The 16,168-nt window shown below is 70.7% G+C and carries 15 protein-coding genes; 6 read left to right on the forward strand and 9 right to left on the reverse strand.

Features of this window, described 5'->3' with window-relative positions; genetic code table 11:
• The first annotated feature begins 57 nt into the window (after positions 1-57).
• Positions 58-1,278, forward strand: coding sequence for a type VII secretion-associated serine protease mycosin (gene mycP / locus ABZ795_RS06185; protein ID WP_357529347.1), 1,221 nt, complete (start codon positions 58-60; stop codon positions 1,276-1,278).
• 140 nt (positions 1,279-1,418) lie between these two features.
• Here mycP and ABZ795_RS06190 read toward each other — a convergent pair whose 3' ends face one another.
• Together ABZ795_RS06190 and ABZ795_RS06195 are read right to left on the reverse strand one after the other, a co-directional pair.
• On the reverse strand, positions 1,419-1,712 hold the full coding sequence (locus ABZ795_RS06190; RefSeq protein WP_327023212.1) for a WXG100 family type VII secretion target: 294 nt from the start codon (positions 1,710-1,712) through the stop codon (positions 1,419-1,421).
• A 21-nt stretch (positions 1,713-1,733) separates the two neighbouring features.
• Positions 1,734-2,054: a WXG100 family type VII secretion target gene (locus ABZ795_RS06195; RefSeq protein ID WP_327023213.1), complete on the reverse strand. Its 321-nt coding sequence runs from the start codon at positions 2,052-2,054 to the stop codon at positions 1,734-1,736.
• A 245-nt stretch (positions 2,055-2,299) separates the two neighbouring features.
• On the opposite strand from ABZ795_RS06195, the gene eccE reads away from it, so the two are divergent.
• The 4 genes from eccE (at position 2,300) to rarD (ending at position 6,111) form a co-directional block, all read left to right on the forward strand.
• Positions 2,300-4,108, forward strand: coding sequence for a type VII secretion protein EccE (gene eccE, locus ABZ795_RS06200; RefSeq protein WP_357529675.1), 1,809 nt, complete (start codon positions 2,300-2,302; stop codon positions 4,106-4,108).
• 60 nt (positions 4,109-4,168) lie between these two features.
• A complete protein-coding gene (locus ABZ795_RS06205; protein WP_357529350.1) occupies positions 4,169-4,555 on the forward strand; it encodes a phage holin family protein in 387 nt (128 codons plus the stop codon).
• Between the two features lie 142 nt (positions 4,556-4,697).
• Positions 4,698-5,138, forward strand: coding sequence for a GNAT family N-acetyltransferase (locus ABZ795_RS06210; RefSeq protein ID WP_357529352.1), 441 nt, complete (start codon positions 4,698-4,700; stop codon positions 5,136-5,138).
• 52 nt (positions 5,139-5,190) lie between these two features.
• On the forward strand, positions 5,191-6,111 hold the full coding sequence (gene rarD, locus ABZ795_RS06215; protein WP_327023216.1) for an EamA family transporter RarD: 921 nt from the start codon (positions 5,191-5,193) through the stop codon (positions 6,109-6,111).
• A gap of 6 nt (positions 6,112-6,117) precedes the next feature.
• Here rarD and ABZ795_RS06220 read toward each other — a convergent pair whose 3' ends face one another.
• The 3 genes from ABZ795_RS06220 to ABZ795_RS06230 form a co-directional block, all read right to left on the reverse strand.
• Positions 6,118-6,810 carry a zf-HC2 domain-containing protein gene (locus tag ABZ795_RS06220; protein ID WP_357529354.1) on the reverse strand — a complete coding sequence of 231 codons (693 nt, stop codon included), beginning with the start codon at positions 6,808-6,810 and terminating at the stop codon, positions 6,118-6,120.
• Entirely contained in the window at positions 6,807-7,322 is a 516-nt protein-coding gene (locus ABZ795_RS06225) for a sigma-70 family RNA polymerase sigma factor (RefSeq protein WP_357529676.1), read from the reverse strand. Before ABZ795_RS06225 ends, ABZ795_RS06220 begins: the two co-directional genes overlap by 4 nt.
• 168 nt (positions 7,323-7,490) lie before the next feature.
• Positions 7,491-8,273, reverse strand: coding sequence for a helix-turn-helix domain-containing protein (locus tag ABZ795_RS06230; RefSeq protein WP_327027311.1), 783 nt, complete (start codon positions 8,271-8,273; stop codon positions 7,491-7,493).
• 154 nt (positions 8,274-8,427) lie between these two features.
• Between ABZ795_RS06230 and ABZ795_RS06235 the strand changes: the two genes are divergently transcribed.
• Positions 8,428-9,624: an MFS transporter gene (locus ABZ795_RS06235; RefSeq protein ID WP_357529356.1), complete on the forward strand. Its 1,197-nt coding sequence runs from the start codon at positions 8,428-8,430 to the stop codon at positions 9,622-9,624.
• A 74-nt stretch (positions 9,625-9,698) separates the two neighbouring features.
• On the opposite strand, the gene ABZ795_RS06240 is transcribed toward ABZ795_RS06235, so the two are convergent.
• From ABZ795_RS06240 to nuoL, 4 genes are all read right to left on the reverse strand, one after another.
• Positions 9,699-10,766 carry a polyprenyl synthetase family protein gene (locus ABZ795_RS06240; RefSeq protein WP_357529677.1) on the reverse strand — a complete coding sequence of 356 codons (1,068 nt, stop codon included), beginning with the start codon at positions 10,764-10,766 and terminating at the stop codon, positions 9,699-9,701.
• Positions 10,767-10,873: 107 nt separating this feature from the next.
• Positions 10,874-12,424: an NADH-quinone oxidoreductase subunit NuoN gene (nuoN, locus tag ABZ795_RS06245; protein WP_357529358.1), complete on the reverse strand. Its 1,551-nt coding sequence runs from the start codon at positions 12,422-12,424 to the stop codon at positions 10,874-10,876.
• Between the two features lie 142 nt (positions 12,425-12,566).
• On the reverse strand, positions 12,567-14,099 hold the full coding sequence (locus tag ABZ795_RS06250) for an NADH-quinone oxidoreductase subunit M (protein ID WP_357529361.1): 1,533 nt from the start codon (positions 14,097-14,099) through the stop codon (positions 12,567-12,569).
• A 100-nt stretch (positions 14,100-14,199) separates the two neighbouring features.
• Entirely contained in the window at positions 14,200-16,158 is a 1,959-nt protein-coding gene (nuoL, locus tag ABZ795_RS06255) for an NADH-quinone oxidoreductase subunit L (protein ID WP_327023222.1), read from the reverse strand.
• Positions 16,159-16,168: the final 10 nt, after the last annotated feature.

Genomic DNA, 16,168 nt, shown 5'->3' on the forward strand with positions numbered 1-16,168 from the left:
GTTTCGTCCCAGGCGATAACATCCCGTTCCGGTGTCGACACGATACGGAGGCGGTCGATGTCCCGGTACGCTCGGCATCCCCTTTCAGCGGGTCTGACCGCCGTCCTGTTGCTGGCGGCGGATGCGGTCGGGGCCGGGACGGCTGTCGCCTCGGCCACGACCGGCAGGGCGCCGGTTTGCGCGGCGCCACTGGCGCCGGCCCGGCCGGTGTCCGCGGTCCCCTGGCCACAGCAGCGGTACGCACCCGAGCGGCTGCACTCCTTGGCTACCGGATCGGGAGTGACCGTGGCGGTGGTCGACTCCGGGGTGGATCGACATCACCCACAGTTGGCCGGCCGGGTACTCACCGGCACCGACCTGCTCGATCCCGGCGGGGACGGCACCCGTGACTGCGTCGGCCACGGCACCGGGGTGGCGAGCATCATCGCCGCCGCACCCAGGGACGGAAGCGGCCTGCGGGGACTGGCACCGAAGGCCCGCATTCTGCCGGTACGAGTCAGCGAACAGCAGATAGTGGACGGTCAGGGGGCAGGTCGTACGGTGGCCCCGGCCGACTTCGCCCGGGCGATCCGCTGGGCGGTGGACAACCGCGCCGATGTGGTCAACCTGTCCGTGGTCCTGTACGCCGACCATCCGGCGGTACGCGAGGCGATCGGCTACGCCCTGGCCCGGGACGTGGTCGTGGTCGCCGCCGTCGGCAACCTGCACGGCAGCGGTGATCCCCGCCCCTATCCGGCCGCGTACGAGGGGGTGCTCGGGGTCGGTGCGGTCGGGGCGGACGGTGTCCGGGCCGACTTCTCCCAGGTCGGATCCTATGTGGATCTGGTGGCACCCGGCTCGGAGCTGCTGCTGGCCGCTCCCGGGCAGGGCCATCATCGGGCCGAGGGGACCAGCTACGCCGCGCCGTTCGTGGCCGCCACGGCGGCCCTGCTGCGCGAGTACCGCCCCGAGCTGAGCGCCCTGGAGGTGGCCGACCGGCTCAAGGCCACCGCCGACCCGGCCCCCGGCATCGGGTACGGCGCCGGAGTGCTGAACCCGTATCGGGCGGTCACCGAGACCACCACCGGCCGGGTCACCCGCCCTGCCCCGGTCATCGCCCTGCCCGACGAGGAGCCCGACCCCGCGCTGGTGGCCCAGCAGAACCGGCGAGCCGCCGCCCGACAGCGGGCCGTCCTGCTGGCCACCACGGGCGCTGTGGTGGTGGTCGGCATAGTGCTGACCGCCCTGATCGTGCCTCGGGGTGCCCGACGCCGCTGGCGCCCCGCCGACCCCGCCTGACGACCACCCCGCCTGACGACCACCGCGCCCGCCAACCGGGGAGCCAGGACAGCCTGCGCCCGGGGACGGGTGCCGTGCTCGACCATTGCCTGACGCGCGGCGACGCCGCCCGAACGAACGGGCGGCGTCGCCGCTGGTGGTCACCGGAACAGGCCGACGTTCTTCTTCTCGGTGTCGAGGTAGTCGGCCGCCGACTCGTCCACCGCCAGCTTGATGTCACGCAGCATCGCCTGGAGGTCCTGGGAGGCGTTGCGCCAGCGGGCCTGCCGCTGCTCGTACGCCTGCTGGGCCTCACCGGACCAGGTGGCCACCAACGGGGCGGCGTCCCGTTCCAACTGGCCCAACTGCGAGTCGAGCGTGTTCAACGCCCGCTGGATGTCCGCGCTGGCCTGCTGCAGCGCGGCGAAGTTGACGACAAGCACACCGTGCTCCATCGAATCCCCCTGGATCGTGGTCTAGAGCGGCAGCTGGATGCCGCCGCGGTTGGTGGCGGACACCCGGCTGGCCGCCTCGGCGTCCGAGGCGTCGTAGTGCGTGCCGGCGGTGCGGATCGCCCCTGCGGTCTCGCGCAGCGCCCGCTGCAAACTGGCCTGGTCCTGCGCCCACTGCTGTTTCACCTGCTCGAACGACCGGCCACCGGCCCCGCGCCAGGCCTGCTGGAGAACCTCCAGTTGGGTCAGCAGCCCACTGAGCATCGACTGCAACGACTGGTCCGTCTGCTCGAACTTCGCCGCGGTCTGCTGCATCACCGCGGCCTGCGCCTGGGTCTGGGACACCCCGACATCTCCTTGTCTGCTGGGTCGTGGCTGGCCCTGCGAACATCACGCACCCACCGGCACCGAAAGGGGCTAGCGGGCCGTGGGATCGGACCAATGACGTCTCGTCGCTGACGGTAGCGGCACCATCGCTGTTGTGCTACCCCGTCCCGTTCCCCTGTGGACAACGCTGATCCCATCCACTCACTACGATGGGCGGCAGCCGGGTTGCGGCGGGTGACCGGCCGAGGAGGGGTGCGGTGGCGATGACAAGCCTGCCGACCACGGTTGCTCCTGCCCTGGCCGACGGAACGCCCGAGCAGCGCATCCAAGCTGCCGCCACGACCACCGGGCGCGGGGACCACTGGCGAGAGCATCGGCCTCGGGCCGGACAGGTCGTGACCACGCAGATGGCGCTGGCCGTGGTGGTCGCCGCCTCGGGCCGGGGCCCGGTAGCCCTGTCGGCCGCTGCCGGGCTGGCCGCAGCCCTGCTGCTGCTCGCCTGGGGCCGGATCCGTCAGCGGTGGCTGTACGAGTGGTCGGGCATCGGGCTGGGTTATCTGACCCGGCGACGCGCGCTCACCACGCCGGGGGGACCGGCGGCCCTGCTCGATCTGGTCGCCCCGGACACCGTGCGTCATCCGGCCGATCTGGCGGGCTCCTCGGCGGTGCTGTTCGACGACCCCGGTGGGGTGGTGGCCCTGCTGGAGATCGGCGACCGGGCCGACCTGCTCGGCGACGGCGGGCGGCACCTGCCCTCGCCCGCCGCCCTGCTACCGGCCGACTCCGACCAGGCTCCGCCGGTACGCATTCAGCTGGTGCTGTCCGCCTCGGCGGCTCCGGCGATCCGTGCCGGTGGCGGCCTGTCCGCCACCTCGTACCGGCAACTGACCCAGGGCCGGCTGGCCGGCTGGGAACGGGGGGTGCTGGCCGTACGGGTGATCCGGGCGGAGGGGTGGTCGGAGGAGGCGTTACGGCGAACTCTGGCCAGCACCGTCCGCCGGATCATCCGCCGTTTCGGCCCGTGGTCGATCCGACCGCTGGGCGAGCCGGCGGCGCTGCGGGTGTTCGCCGAACTAGCCCACCATGACGGGCGACCCGTTAGGGAGTCCTGGCAGGCCGTGCGCTGCGGTGGACTGTTGCAGACCACGTTCCGACTGCGTCGGTGGCCCACCGCGGAGGGCGGAGGCCAACTGGTGCCACGGCTGTTGACCCTGCCGGCGACCGCGGTCACGGTGTCCCTGCACGCCGAGCCGGGTCCGACCGAGGGCCTGACCGTACGGATCAGCGCCGCAACCCCGGCCGAACTCTCCGCCGCCGCCCGGGCGTTGCGGGGGCTGGTGACGACGGCCGGTGGGGTGGTGCGGCGACTGGACGGGGCTCACCTCTGCGGCTTCACGGACACCCTGCCACTGGCCCCGCCGGTCCCGGCCACCCTCGGGGACGGGTCCGAGTTGGAGTTGCCGTACGGCTCAGCCGGCCTGGTGGTGGGGGCCAACCGGCACGGCGATCCGGTCACCGTGCGGCTGTTCCGGCCGGAGAGCACCCGGGTGATGATCGTCGGCGGGGTGCGGGCCGCCCAACTGCTGACCATGCGGGCGATGGCCCTTGGCTGCCGAGTGGTCGTCCAGACCACCCGGCCCCAGGCCTGGCAACCGTTCGTACGCGGGGTCGGCACTCCGGGTGAGACGATCCCGCTGGTTCCGCCCGGCAGGCCGGTGGAGACCGAGCCGGGCACCCCCCTGTCGCCACTGCTGGTGATCCTGGACGCCCCGCCGCCCACCGGCGGTCCCCGTCCGGGTGCGGCCTGGCAGACCACCCTGCTGGTACGCGACGAGTTGACCCCGGCGGACGCGGATGCCCTGGGCCGGTCCGACCTGGCCCTGCTGCAACCGTTGAGTCCGGCCGAAGCCCCGATCGCCGGGGCTGCCCTGGGGCTCGGTGAGGCGGCCGACTGGCTGACCCGGATCCGGCCGGACATGGTGGCCGTGGTGAACCGGCGGGCCCTGCGCTGGGTGCTGCTCGCCGGCACCCCCTTGGAGGCCCAACTGATCGGTCGTCCGTCGCGCACCTGATACCGGCACAGCCGATCTCGCGGGTACCGTCCCTGGCCTGGTCGTGACACCATGCCGGCCATGGATTTCCTGAAAGGTCTACTGATCCGGGTCGGCGCCACGGCGGTGGCCTTCTGGCTGGCCACCCTGATCATCCCCGGCATCTCTCTGGACACGGAGTCGGTCAGCGAGACCGTGCTGACCCTGGTCCTGGTGGCGGTCATCTTCGGCGTGGTGAACGGGGTCCTCCAGCCGATCATCAAGACCGTGGGCTGTGGCTTCTACCTGCTCACCCTCGGCCTGATCGCCCTGGTGGTCAACGGTCTGCTCTTCCTGCTGACCGGTTGGATCGCCGACCAGGTCGGGTTGCCCTTCGAGGTGGACGGCTTCTGGCCGGCCGCCGTGCTGGGTGCCCTCTTCGTCGGCGTCGTCACCTGGGTCCTCGGCGCCATCCTCGACCGCGACTGACCCCCACCCCACCTCGGCCGCCAGCGCCGAGCCGACCAGCCGGACAGGTACCGCTCAAACGAGCGGTACCTGTCCGCTGTGCAGGCCAGATCGCGGGAGCTGCCTACCGGAGCCCACCTGGGTACGGACTACCGTCGCAGGGGTGTTCACGCTGACCCGCGACGACGGCTACACGATCAGCACCGATCCGGCCCGGCTGGATCTGGACCGGGTGCACCACTGGCTCAGCACGGACGCCTACTGGGCGCTGGGACGGGACCAGGAGACGGTGGCCCGGGCCTTCGCCGGCTCGATCGGTTTCGGGGTCTACCGGCCGGTCGACGGCCGCCAGGTCGCCGTGGCGAGGGTGATCACCGATCGGGTCACCTTCGGCTACCTGTGTGACGTGTACGTCGACCGGACCGAGCGAGGTCGCGGCCTGGGCACCTGGCTGGCGGGCGCGGTCCGCGACCATCTGGCCACCCTGGGGGTACGCCGGATGCTGCTGGCCACCCAGGATGCGCACGGGCTCTACCAGAAGCTCGGCTTCACTGTGGTGCAGGCCGAGCGCTGGATGGAGTTGGACCGCCGCAACCAGCAGTGAGCCCGCTCACCGGCAAGGATCAGGCGGGGAGATCGGCCCTTACCGTGTAGCCGTGACACCCCTGCGCCTCGGATATCTCTACGGGCTCGCCGCGTACCTGATGTGGGGATTCTTTCCCCTCTACTTCAAGCTGCTCCGTCCCTCCGGCCCGTTGGAGATCCTCGCCCACCGGGTGATCTGGTCCGTGGCCTTCGTCGCCCTGCTGCTCGGCGCGATGCGCAACATCGGATTCCTGCGGGCCCTGCTGCGCCGACCGCGCGCCCTGGCCGGCATCGGGGTGGCCGCCACCCTGATCGGGTTCAACTGGTTCACCTACATCTACGGGGTGAACTCCGACCGGGTGGTGGAAACCGCCCTCGGGTACTTCATCAATCCCCTGGTGGTGGTCCTGCTGGGGGTGGTGGTGCTGCGGGAACGCCTGCGCCCGGGACAGTGGCTGGCGCTGGGCATCGGCGGCCTGGCGGTGGCCGTACTCACGGTCGACTACGGTCGACTGCCGTACCTGGCGTTGATCCTGGCGCTCACCTTCGGCGGGTACAGCCTGGTCAAGAAGCAGCTCGGGCTGCCTGCCGCGGAGGGTCTGTTCGTCGAGTCGGCCGTGCTGGCGTTGCCCGCCCTCGGCTACCTGGGCTGGCTGGCGGCCACCGGGGAGGCGACCTTCGGGCAGGTCTCGACCGGGCACACCCTGCTGCTGGTCCTGGCCGGCGCGCTGACCGCCATCCCCCTCCTGCTGTTCGCCGGAGCCGCCAACCGGCTCCCGCTGACCGCCCTGGGGATGCTTCAGTACGTGGCTCCGATCCTCCAGTTGGGCTGCGGGGTGCTGATCTTCCACGAGCCGATGCCGCCAGCCCGCCTGGCCGGCTTCGCGCTGGTCTGGCTGGCCCTGATCGTCTTCACCGTGGACGGGTTGCGCCAGGCCCGGCGTACCCGTCGCGAGCGCCCCGCCAAGGTGGTCCCGGCCGGCACCCCCTGACCCCACTCAGGGCAGGTCGTACGCCAGCACCACGGTGCCGTCGGCCCGGATCAGTTCCAACCGGACCAGTTCGGCGTTGGTGAACCGGGTGGCCCCGCTGATCCGCAGGTCGTCCCCGGGTGCGGCCAGCCAGGAGCCGATCTGCTCCTGCGACCCGTCGGCGGCGTGGGCCACCAGCCGGAAGGCGTTCGCCTTGCCGTAGCCGGAACGCTCGTCGTACCCACAGGTCATGGTGACCTCGGTGCCCCAGTTGGTGCCGGTGAGCCCGATCTCGGCGTGCAGGGGCACCGCACCCGCGACCGGACGCATCTGCACCATCCGCACCTGGGCCACCGGCCCGGTCGGCGCCGGTTCGGGCAGCATGGTGGCCGTGCCGAAGCCGACGACCAGGGCGAAGGCGGCAGCGGCCAGGCCGATGACGGCGTACCGCAGGCGGTTGGCCTGCCGCTCGCGGCGCCGCCGCTCCCGCGCGGCGCTGAGCAACTCCGGCACCCGGGGGTTCTCCGGCAGCGGCAGGAACTGCTCCAGGCTGGTCGGATCCAACCGGCCGAGCAGACCGGGCAGCACGGCGATCTCCGAGACGGACTGCTGGCAGGCCGGGCAGTCGACCAGATGGCGTTCGTAGGCCGCGCGGTCCGCGGGAGACAGGGCACCCAGGACGTACGCCCCATCGTCGTAGGCGAAGTCGCAGCGGCTCATCCGGTCACCCCCATCTCGGCAAGCACCAACCGTAGTGACCGCAGGGCGTAGTGGGTGCGAGACTTCACCGTCCCCGGCGGAACACCCAGCCGGGAGGCCGCCTCCGCTACCGAGCGGCCCTGGTAGAAGCATTCGACCAGCACGTCCCGGTGGGAGGGACTGAGCCGGTTGAGCGCCTCGGCCACCGTCCACGCCTCGACGGCACGTTCGGTCTCGTCGACAACCTCCGGCGGTTCGGGAAGCTCGTCGGTGTAGATCTCACCAACCCGGGTGGAGCGGCGTCGCCAGGAGTCGATGGCCAGGTTGCGTGCGGTCGTGAACAGCCAGGCCCGTACCGAGCCGCGACGCGGGTCCAGCGACTCCGGGTGGCGCCAGGCCCGCAGCAACGTCTCCTGAACCAGGTCCTCGGCGCGCTGTCGATCGCCGTTGACCAGCCGCAACGCGTGCGCGTAGAGCGCGTCGGCATGTTCGTCATGCAGGGCGCGCAGCAGATGGGCGTCGTGGTCGCTGATGATCCTCTCCTCGCTCTCGACGGGAGCGGGCTCGGCGTTACGACCGTTGGTACGTGCAGTCACCCCGAAGAGTTCAGTCGCAGCTCAAACCTGGGGTTGGGCGGGGAGTGTCAAGGCTGCGGCCGACCCCAGCGCACCCGCCGCCTTCCCGCCAGGAAGGGCGCCGGCTCAGCTCTCCGTGGCCAGGCTGTCGGCGATCGCCCGGGCGGCGGTGAGCAGCTTCGTCCGCACCACCCGGGCGGAGGTCATCATCTCGCTGGCCGGCAGCGCGCAGGCCAGTACGGTCCGCCGCTCGATGTCCTTGTCCGGGCCGATCAGCACGGCGGCACAGGCCACCCCCTGCCGGAACTGGCCCAGTTCCAGTTGCATCCCACGACGCTCCCCGGCCGCCAGATCGGCCTCGAAGGCCTCCGGAGTGCACAGGGTGGCGCTGGTGAACGGGCGCATACCGTACTCACGGAGATAGCGGTGGCGTTGCTCGACCGTCAGGGTGGCCAGCAGGGCCTTGCCGAGGGCGGTCGCGTGGGCCCCCTCGTCGAACCCCGGCACGAGATCCTCCAGATAGGGCGAACGGGCACCCTCCGCGACAGCGGTGATCGCCACCTGCCCGCCGACGAACCGGCCCAGGTAGTGACTCCAGCCGGTCTCGACGGCCACCCGGCGCAGGGTCTCCCCGACCGCAGGCGACCCCCGGAAGGCGGCGACCAACTCGCGATAGCGGTCGGCCACCTCCAGGCCCACGATGTACGTGCCGTCCTCCCGACGGATCACATATCCCTCATAGGCCAGGGTCCGCACCAGGTGGTATGTGGTGGCCACGGTCAGCTCGCAGCGTCGGGCGATCTGTTTCACCGTCAGCCCGCGCGGGGCACGGCCGACCGCTTCGAGCACTCGAAGTGCGCGGGACACACTCCGGATGAGATCCGAAGGCTCCGCCAGGGGGTCGCGCACAACCACCTCCGCCACCAGGGACTTACACCATATGAAAAAGCGGCCCCAGGCGAAATCCCTGATCGGATGGATGACGCAGGCGGATGGCGTACATGAAGTGATCTCGGTTGCACTTCGTGGCGCCGCGCCGGTACTCGCATAGGTTGAGCTGACCATGACCGACACCGCCTCCCCTCCCGATCCGAACGCCGGCACCAGGCCGGTCCGAGCCAGCGCGGTGGCCGTCGTCGTGACCATCGCCTGCGTCCTGCCGGTCTTCCTGGTCGGTGGCCTCGCCGTGCAGATGCGGGAGGAACTGGCCTTCTCCCCCGCCGGGCTCGGGCTGGTCGTCGCGGCCTACTTCGGGGTGGGCGCGCTCGCCTCCGTACCGACCGGGGCTCTGGTGGAGCGTTGGGGCGGAGCCGTGGTGGCCCGCGCCGGCATCCTCGTCTCCGCCACCTGCCTGCTCGCCGTGGCGGTGCTGGCCCGGTCGTACCCGGTGCTGCTCGGCCTGCTCGCGGTGGCCGGCACCGCGAACGCGCTCGGCCAACTCTCCAGCAACGTGCTGCTCGCCCGGCACGTACCGATACGGCGGCAAGGCCTGTCGTTCGGCATCAAACAGGCCGCCATCCCGGTCTCCACCCTGCTGGCCGGAGCCGCGGTGCCCGTTTTCGCCCTCACCGTCGGCTGGCGCTGGGCGTTCGTGGCCGCTGCCGCTGCCGTGCTGGCCACCCTGCCGGCCGTACCCGCACAGCCGGCGCAGTCCGCTCGCCGGTCCGTGCGGGGTGCCGGGCGCGGGACGTTCCCGCTGGTGGTGGTCGGCATCGCCGCGACGCTCGCCGCCGGGGCTGCGGGGGCGCTCGGCACATTCGTGGTGGACGCGGCCGTCGATCGGGGACTCGAACCGGCGCTGGCCGGGCTGACCCTGACCCTCGGCAGCGCGGCCTGCATCACGGCCCGGGTCGGTCTCGGGTGGCTGGCCGACCGCCGCTCGGGTGGGCACGTCACGGTCATCGCCGGCATGCTCGTCGTCGGGGCGTTCGGGCTGGCCCTGCTCGCGATGGCCGGCCCAGGCCCCCTGGTGGTCGGCGTACTGCTCGGCTTCGCCCTGGGCTGGTCCTGGCCGGGGCTGATGAACTTCGCGGTGGTCCAGCTGCATCCGCAGGCGCCAGGGACCGCCACCTCGATCACCCAGACCGGGGTGTACGCCGGTGCCGCCCTCGGCCCGCTGACCCTCGGCCCGCTCGCCGCCGCTGCCGGCTATCCGACGATGTGGCTCACCGCAGCCACTGCCATGCTCATCGCCGCCGCCCTGATGCTCGCCGCCACCCGCCTGCTGTCCGCCCACTCCACACCCGCCCCATCGCGTTGATCATGAGGTTGGCGGTGGGTTGAAGATCAACTACTGCCGTCAACCTCATGATCAACCAGAGGGTGGGGGGATGGTCAGCTGGTGCGGTCGGCGATGTGGTCGCAGAGGGATTCCAGGGCCCGCCGGGCGGGGATCTGCGGCAGGGGGGCCAGTTGGGCGCGGGCGTCCTCGGCGTAGCTGCGGACGGTCTCCCGGGCCCGCTTGAGCGCCGCGGACTCCCGCAGCAGACCGAGGGCCTCGGCGTGCAGGGCATCGTCGGTCAGCGGCCCGGTGGCCAGGATCTCCCGCAGCCGCACCGAGGCGGCGTCGGTGTCGTCCGCAGCCAGGGCGTAGAGCACCGGCAGGGTGGGCACCCCCTCCCGCAGGTCGGTGCCGGGGGTCTTGCCTGACTCGGTGGACTCGCTGGCGATGTCCAGCAGGTCGTCGGAGAGCTGGAAGGCCGCCCCGATGGTCTCGCCATAGCCGGCCAGTGCGGTGACATGCTCGGGCGAGGCACCCCCGAACAGGCCGCCGAAGTGCGCACTGGTGGCGATCAACGAGCCGGTCTTCTCCGCGATCACGTGCAGGTAGTGGGAGACCGGATCGTCACCGGCCCGCGGCCCGACGGTCTCGGCGATCTGGCCGTGCACCAGCCGGGCGAAGGTGCGGGCCTGTAGGCGTACCGCCTCGGGGCCCAACTCGGCCGCGACGTCCGCAGCCCGCGCGAAGAGGTAGTCGCCGACCAGAATGGCCACCGAGTTGGTCCAGCGCGAGTTGGCGCTCGGGGCGCCCCGGCGCACCGGGGCCTCGTCCATCACGTCGTCGTGGTACAGCGTGGCCAGGTGGGTCAGCTCCACCACCACGGCGGCCGACACGATCTCCGGCCGGCTCGGGTCACCGAACTGCGCGCCCAGGGCCACCAGCAGGGGCCGGAACCGCTTCCCACCGGCATCCGCCAGGTGCCGGGCGGCCTCGGTCACGAACGGGTCGGCACTGGCGACCGTGTCGCGCAGTTCCGCCTCGACCGCCTCCAGCAGACCCAGCACGGACTCCTCCGTGCGAGAGTCAGCGAGATGAAGGCCGAGCGCGCCGAACTGACCTGCGCCAAGTCGGTTCCGGCGGCCACCGGAGCCGGTGCCATCCGAACGCTCGCCACCGCTAATCCCCACGACTCCACCATGCCACACGGCCTCTACCTGCACCGGACCGGGGATACACGGCGAGGGCCGGCCCACAGTCGTGGGCCGGCCCTCGTCAGCAGGGTCTACCGCTACCGCACGAACTCAGCCGCGTTGGAGGCCAGGTCCAGCAGTGGTGCCGGTGCCACGCCGAGGACCAGGGTGGCGAGCACACCGATCACCAGGGCCGCCGAGGTCAGCCCACCGGGCACGGTGACCGTGGGGGTCGACTCACCCGGCTCGGACAGCCACATCATCACCACGACCCGCAGGTACGGGAAGGCCAGCACCATGCTGGTCAGCACACCCGCGATCACCAACCAGACCTGCCCGCCCTCCAGGGCCGGCCCGAAGACCGCGAACTTGCTGGTGAACCCGCTGGTCAGCGGGATACCGGCGAAGGCCAGCAGGATGAAGGTGAACACGGCCGCGTACAGCGGGGAACGCCGACCCAGCCCCGCCCAGCGGGACAGGTGGGTGGCCTCGCCGTCGGCGTCCCGCACCAGGGTCACCACCGCGAAGGCCGCCAGCACCGCGAAGCCGTACGCGACGAGGTAGAACATCGTGCCGGAGAGCCCGTCCGCGCCCGGAGCCAGCACACCGACCAGCAGGTACCCGGCGTTGGCGATGGAGGAGTACGCCAGCAGCCGCTTGATGTCGGTCTGGGTCACCGCGAACACCGCGCCGACCAGCATGGTGAGCACCGCCACCACACCGAGCACCGGGGTGAAGTCCCAGCGGGCACCCTCGAAGGCGACATGGAACACCCGCAGCAGGGCACCGAAGGCGGCCACCTTCGTGCAGGCGGCCATGAAACCGGTCACCGGGGTAGGCGCACCCTGGTACACGTCCGGGGTCCAGACGTGGAAGGGGGCCGCGGCGGCCTTGAACAGCAGACCGATCGCCACCAGGGCCATACCGGCGAACAGCAGCACCGGGCTCTGCGTCGAGTTGGCCACCGCCGCGTGCAGGGTGGCGAAGTCGACCCCGGCCGGGCGGTCGCCCAGCCCGGCGGTGAACCCGTAGAGCAGGGCCAGGCCGAACAGGAAGAAGGCCGAGGCGTACGCGCCGAGCAGGAAGTACTTCATCGCGGCTTCCTGGCTCAGGATCCGCCGACGACGCGCCAGCGCACAGAGCAGGTACAGCGGCAGCGAGAAGACCTCGAGGGCGATGAACATGGTCAGCAGGTCGTTCGCCGAGACGAAGACCAACATGCCACCGACCGCGAAGGTGACCAGGGGGTAGACCTCGCCGGCGCCGCCGGCGCGCTCCATCTGCCGCCGGTCGTCCGGGGAGTCGGCGGTGATGGCGGCCTGGGCGACGAACGCGCCACCCCGCTCGATGGCCCGCTCACCGATCAGCAGCAACGCCACCGCCGACAGGACCAGGATCCCGCCCTGGAGGAACAGGGTGGGCCCGTCGATGGCGATCACCCCGATGGTGATCAGCCGCTTGTCGGCGTTGAACACCACCATGGTCAGGGCGGCGAGCACCGCCAGCAGCGCCAGCGGCAGCTGGATGGGGTGCCGCAGGCGGCGAGGCGCGAACGCCTCGACCAGCACCCCGACCACCGCCGCGCCCATCATGATCAGGATCGGCGCGAGTGCCGCGTAGTCGATCGGCGGCAGTTCAAACTCGTTCACTGAACCCACCCTCCGTTCGTGACTGCGGGGCTCGCAAGCTCACTCCTCGCGCTCACCAGACCAAACCTTTCGTTCGCGACTGCGGTAATCCGCTGCGCTGCGTTCCCCGCGCTCACCGGACCAGCAAGCTCACTGCGCGCACTCACCGGGCGGCCTCCTGCACGGTCTCTGCCGTCGGAGCCGGGTCGGTGCGGCCGACATCCTCCATGGTCGCCTGGATGGCGGGGTTGATCACGTCCGTGACCGGCTTGGGGTAGAAGCCGAGCAGCACGATCAGGGCGATCAGCGGCGCGACCACGAACTTCTCGCGGAGGTTCAGGTCCCGCTTCATCCCGTCGATCTTGGTGAGCTCCGGGTTGAGGGTGCCCTGCGTGGTGCGCTGCACCATCCAGAGCACGTACGCGGCGGCCAGGATGATGCCCAGGGTGGCGATCACCGCGACCGGCTTGTTAACCGTGAAGGTGCCGATCAGCACCAGGAACTCGGAGACGAACGGCGCGGTACCGGGCAGGGCCAGGGAGGCCAGACCGGCGAAGAAGAGCACGCCGGCCAGCACCGGCACCAACTTGCCGGCACCGCCGAAGTCGCTGATCAGCGCCGAACCCCGACGGGTGACCAGCATGCCGACCACCAGGAACAGCAGCCCGGTGGCGAGGCCGTGGTTGACCATGTAGAGCACCGCACCCGTACCGGCCTGGGTGGTGAAGGCGAAGATGCCGACCCCGATGAACCCGAAGTGGGCGATCGAGGTGTACGCCACCAGCCGCTTCAGGTCGTTCTGCCCCACCGCCAGCAGGGCGGCGTAGATGATGCCGATCACCGCGATGGCCAGCGCCCAGGGCGCGAACCACTGCGCCGCGTCCGGGAACAGCGGCAGGCAGTAGCGCAGGATGCCGAAGGTGCCCACCTTGTCCAGCACCCCGACGAGCAGGGCGGCGGCTCCGGCCGGCGCCGCGCCACCGGCGTCCGGCAGCCAGGTGTGGAACGGGAAGAACGGCGCCTTGATCGCAAAGGCGATGAAGAACCCGAGGAACAGCCAGCGCTCCGCCCCGGTGGAGATGTCCACCTGGGACAGCGCCACCCAGTCGAAGGTCTTGCCGCCGACCACCCACAGGCCGATCACCGCGGCCAGCATGAACAGACCGCCGACCAGGGAGTAGAGGAAGAACTTGACCGCCGCGTACTGCCGCTGGTGGCCGCCGTAGCTGCCGATCAGGAAGTACATCGGCACCAGCATGACCTCGAAGAACACGTAGAACAGGAAGATGTCGGCGGCGGCGAAGACACCGAGCATCGTGCATTCGAGGACCAGCAGCAGTGCGAAGTAGGCCGGCACCGAGCGCTTCGAGGACTCCGCGTCGTGCCAGGAGGCCAGGATCACCAGGGGCACCAGCACCGCGATCAGCATCAGCATGACAAGCGCGATGCCGTCGGCGGCGAAGGTGAAGTTGACCCCCCAGTTGGGGATCCACGGGTACGACTCGTGGAACTGGAAGCGCTCGCCGTCGACCTGCCAGGTCACCCACATGACCACGGACAGGGCGAGTACCAGCAGAGACCAGCCGAGCGCGACCTGCTTGGCCAGCGTCGGCCGACTGCGCGGCAGGAGGGCGACCACCACTGCGCCGACCAGCGGCGCCACGGTGAGCACCGAGAGGAACGGGAAGTCGGACATTATGCGGCCTTACCTCCGTCGTCGAAGCGCGGTCCGCCGGTGACGGCCGCCTGGGAGAGTGTCGGGAAAGCCGCGCGGTTCCCCGACCCCGGAAGGTGGATCACGCGAACCACCCCGCCTGCACGGCCAGGAAGGCGGCCACCACCAGCAGCGCGCCGGTCAGGATCGAGGTGGCGTACGACCGGACGAAGCCGGTCTGCATCCGCCGCAGGCGGCTGGAGCCACCGCCGACACCGGCGGCGAGACCGTTGACCAGTCCGTCGATGCCCCGGTTGTCCAGGTAGACCAGCGCCCGGGTGAGGAAGATGCCCGGCTTCTCGAAGACCGCCTCGTTGACCGTGTCGGTGTAGAGGTTCTTGCGGGCGGCGGTGACCAGCACCCCGGCCGGCTGCGGCTCGATCGCCGTACCGCCACGGAACATGACCCAGGCCAGCAGCGCACCGAGCGCGGTGACACCCAGCGACAGCGCCACGATCGCCCAGTGCGGCAGCACTGCGTCGTGGTGCGCCTCGGTCGCACCCAGACCGGCCGTGGCGGTCAGCCAGTCCGGCACCGAGGTGGCCAGCAGCCAACCGGCGCCGAGGGAGCCGATGCCGAGCAGGATCAGCGGGATGGTCATCAGCGGCGGGGACTCGTGCGGGTGCTCGATGTCCGTGGTCCACCGCTTCGGCCCGTGGAAGGTCAGGATGAACAACCGGGTCATGTAGAAGGCGGTCAGCGCGGCACCGAACACCGCGGCCCCACCGAACAGCCAGGCCGTCCACCCCTCCCGCTCGAAGGCGGCGGCGATGATCGGCTCCTTGGAGAAGTACCCGGAGAACGGGATCATGCCGATGATGGCCAGCCAGCCCGCACCGAAGGTCAACCAAGTGATCTTCATGTACTTGGAGAGGCCACCGAAGCGGCGGATGTCGACCTGGTCCTTCATACCGTGCATGACCGAACCGGCGCCGAGGAACATGTTGGCCTTGAAGAAGCCGTGCGCCAGCAGGTGCACGATGGCCAGCCCGTACGCCGCGCCGCCCAGGCCGACACCGAGGAACATGTAGCCGATCTGGCTGACGGTCGACCAGGCCAGCACCCGCTTGATGTCGTCCTTGGCGCAGCCGATGATCGCGCCCATCACCAGGGTCAGCGCGCCGACGCTCACCACCACCAGTTGCAGGGTGGTGTTCGCCGAGAAGATGATGTTGGACCGGGCGATCAGGTAGACACCCGCGGTGACCATCGTCGCGGCGTGGATGAGCGCCGACACCGGGGTCGGGCCCTCCATGGCGTCCGGCAACCAGGCCTGGAGCGGGAACTGACCGGACTTACCGGCCGCACCGAGCAGCAGCAGCAGGCCGAGCACCAGCACGGTACCGCCGGCCAGTGCGCCGACGCCGTTGAAGACCTCGTCGTACTGGGTGGTGCCCAGGGTGGCGAACATGATGAAGATCGCGATGGCCAGACCGGCGTCGCCGACCCGGTTCATCAGGAAGGCCTTCTTACCGGCGGTGGCCGCGGCCGGCTTGGTGTTCCAGAAGCTGATCAGCAGGTACGACGCCAGACCGACGCCCTCCCAGCCGAAGTACAGCATCACGTAGTTGTTGCCGAGGACCAGCAGCAGCATGGCCGCGACGAACAGGTTGAAGTAGGCGAAGAACCGCCGACGACCCGGGTCGTGCGCCATGTACTCGACCGCGTACAGGTGGATCAGGAAACCCACCCCGGTGATCAGCAGGACGAAGACCCCGGCCAGCGGGTCGAACAGCAGGCCGAAGTCGACGTGCAGGCCACCGACCGCGATGAAGTCCCACAGGCTCAGTTGAACCGACTTGTTCTCCAGGCCCCGCAGGCCGAGGAAGTAGGTCAACCCGAGCACGAACGCCGCGCCGACGGAGGCGACGCCGAGCCAGTGCCCCCAACGGTCGGCCCGCCGTCCGAGCAGCAGCAGCACCGTCGCGCTGATCAGCGGGATCGCCACCAGCAGCCAGACGCTGCTCAGCAGGCCGTCGGCCGTCGCGTACGAGACCGTCTCGGCCGGAGCAGCCTGGGCGTACGTCAGAATTTCGTCCACCGGTGGGCCC

The organism is Micromonospora sp. NPDC047134, assembly GCF_040643455.1.
GTDB lineage: Bacteria > Actinomycetota > Actinomycetes > Mycobacteriales > Micromonosporaceae > Micromonospora.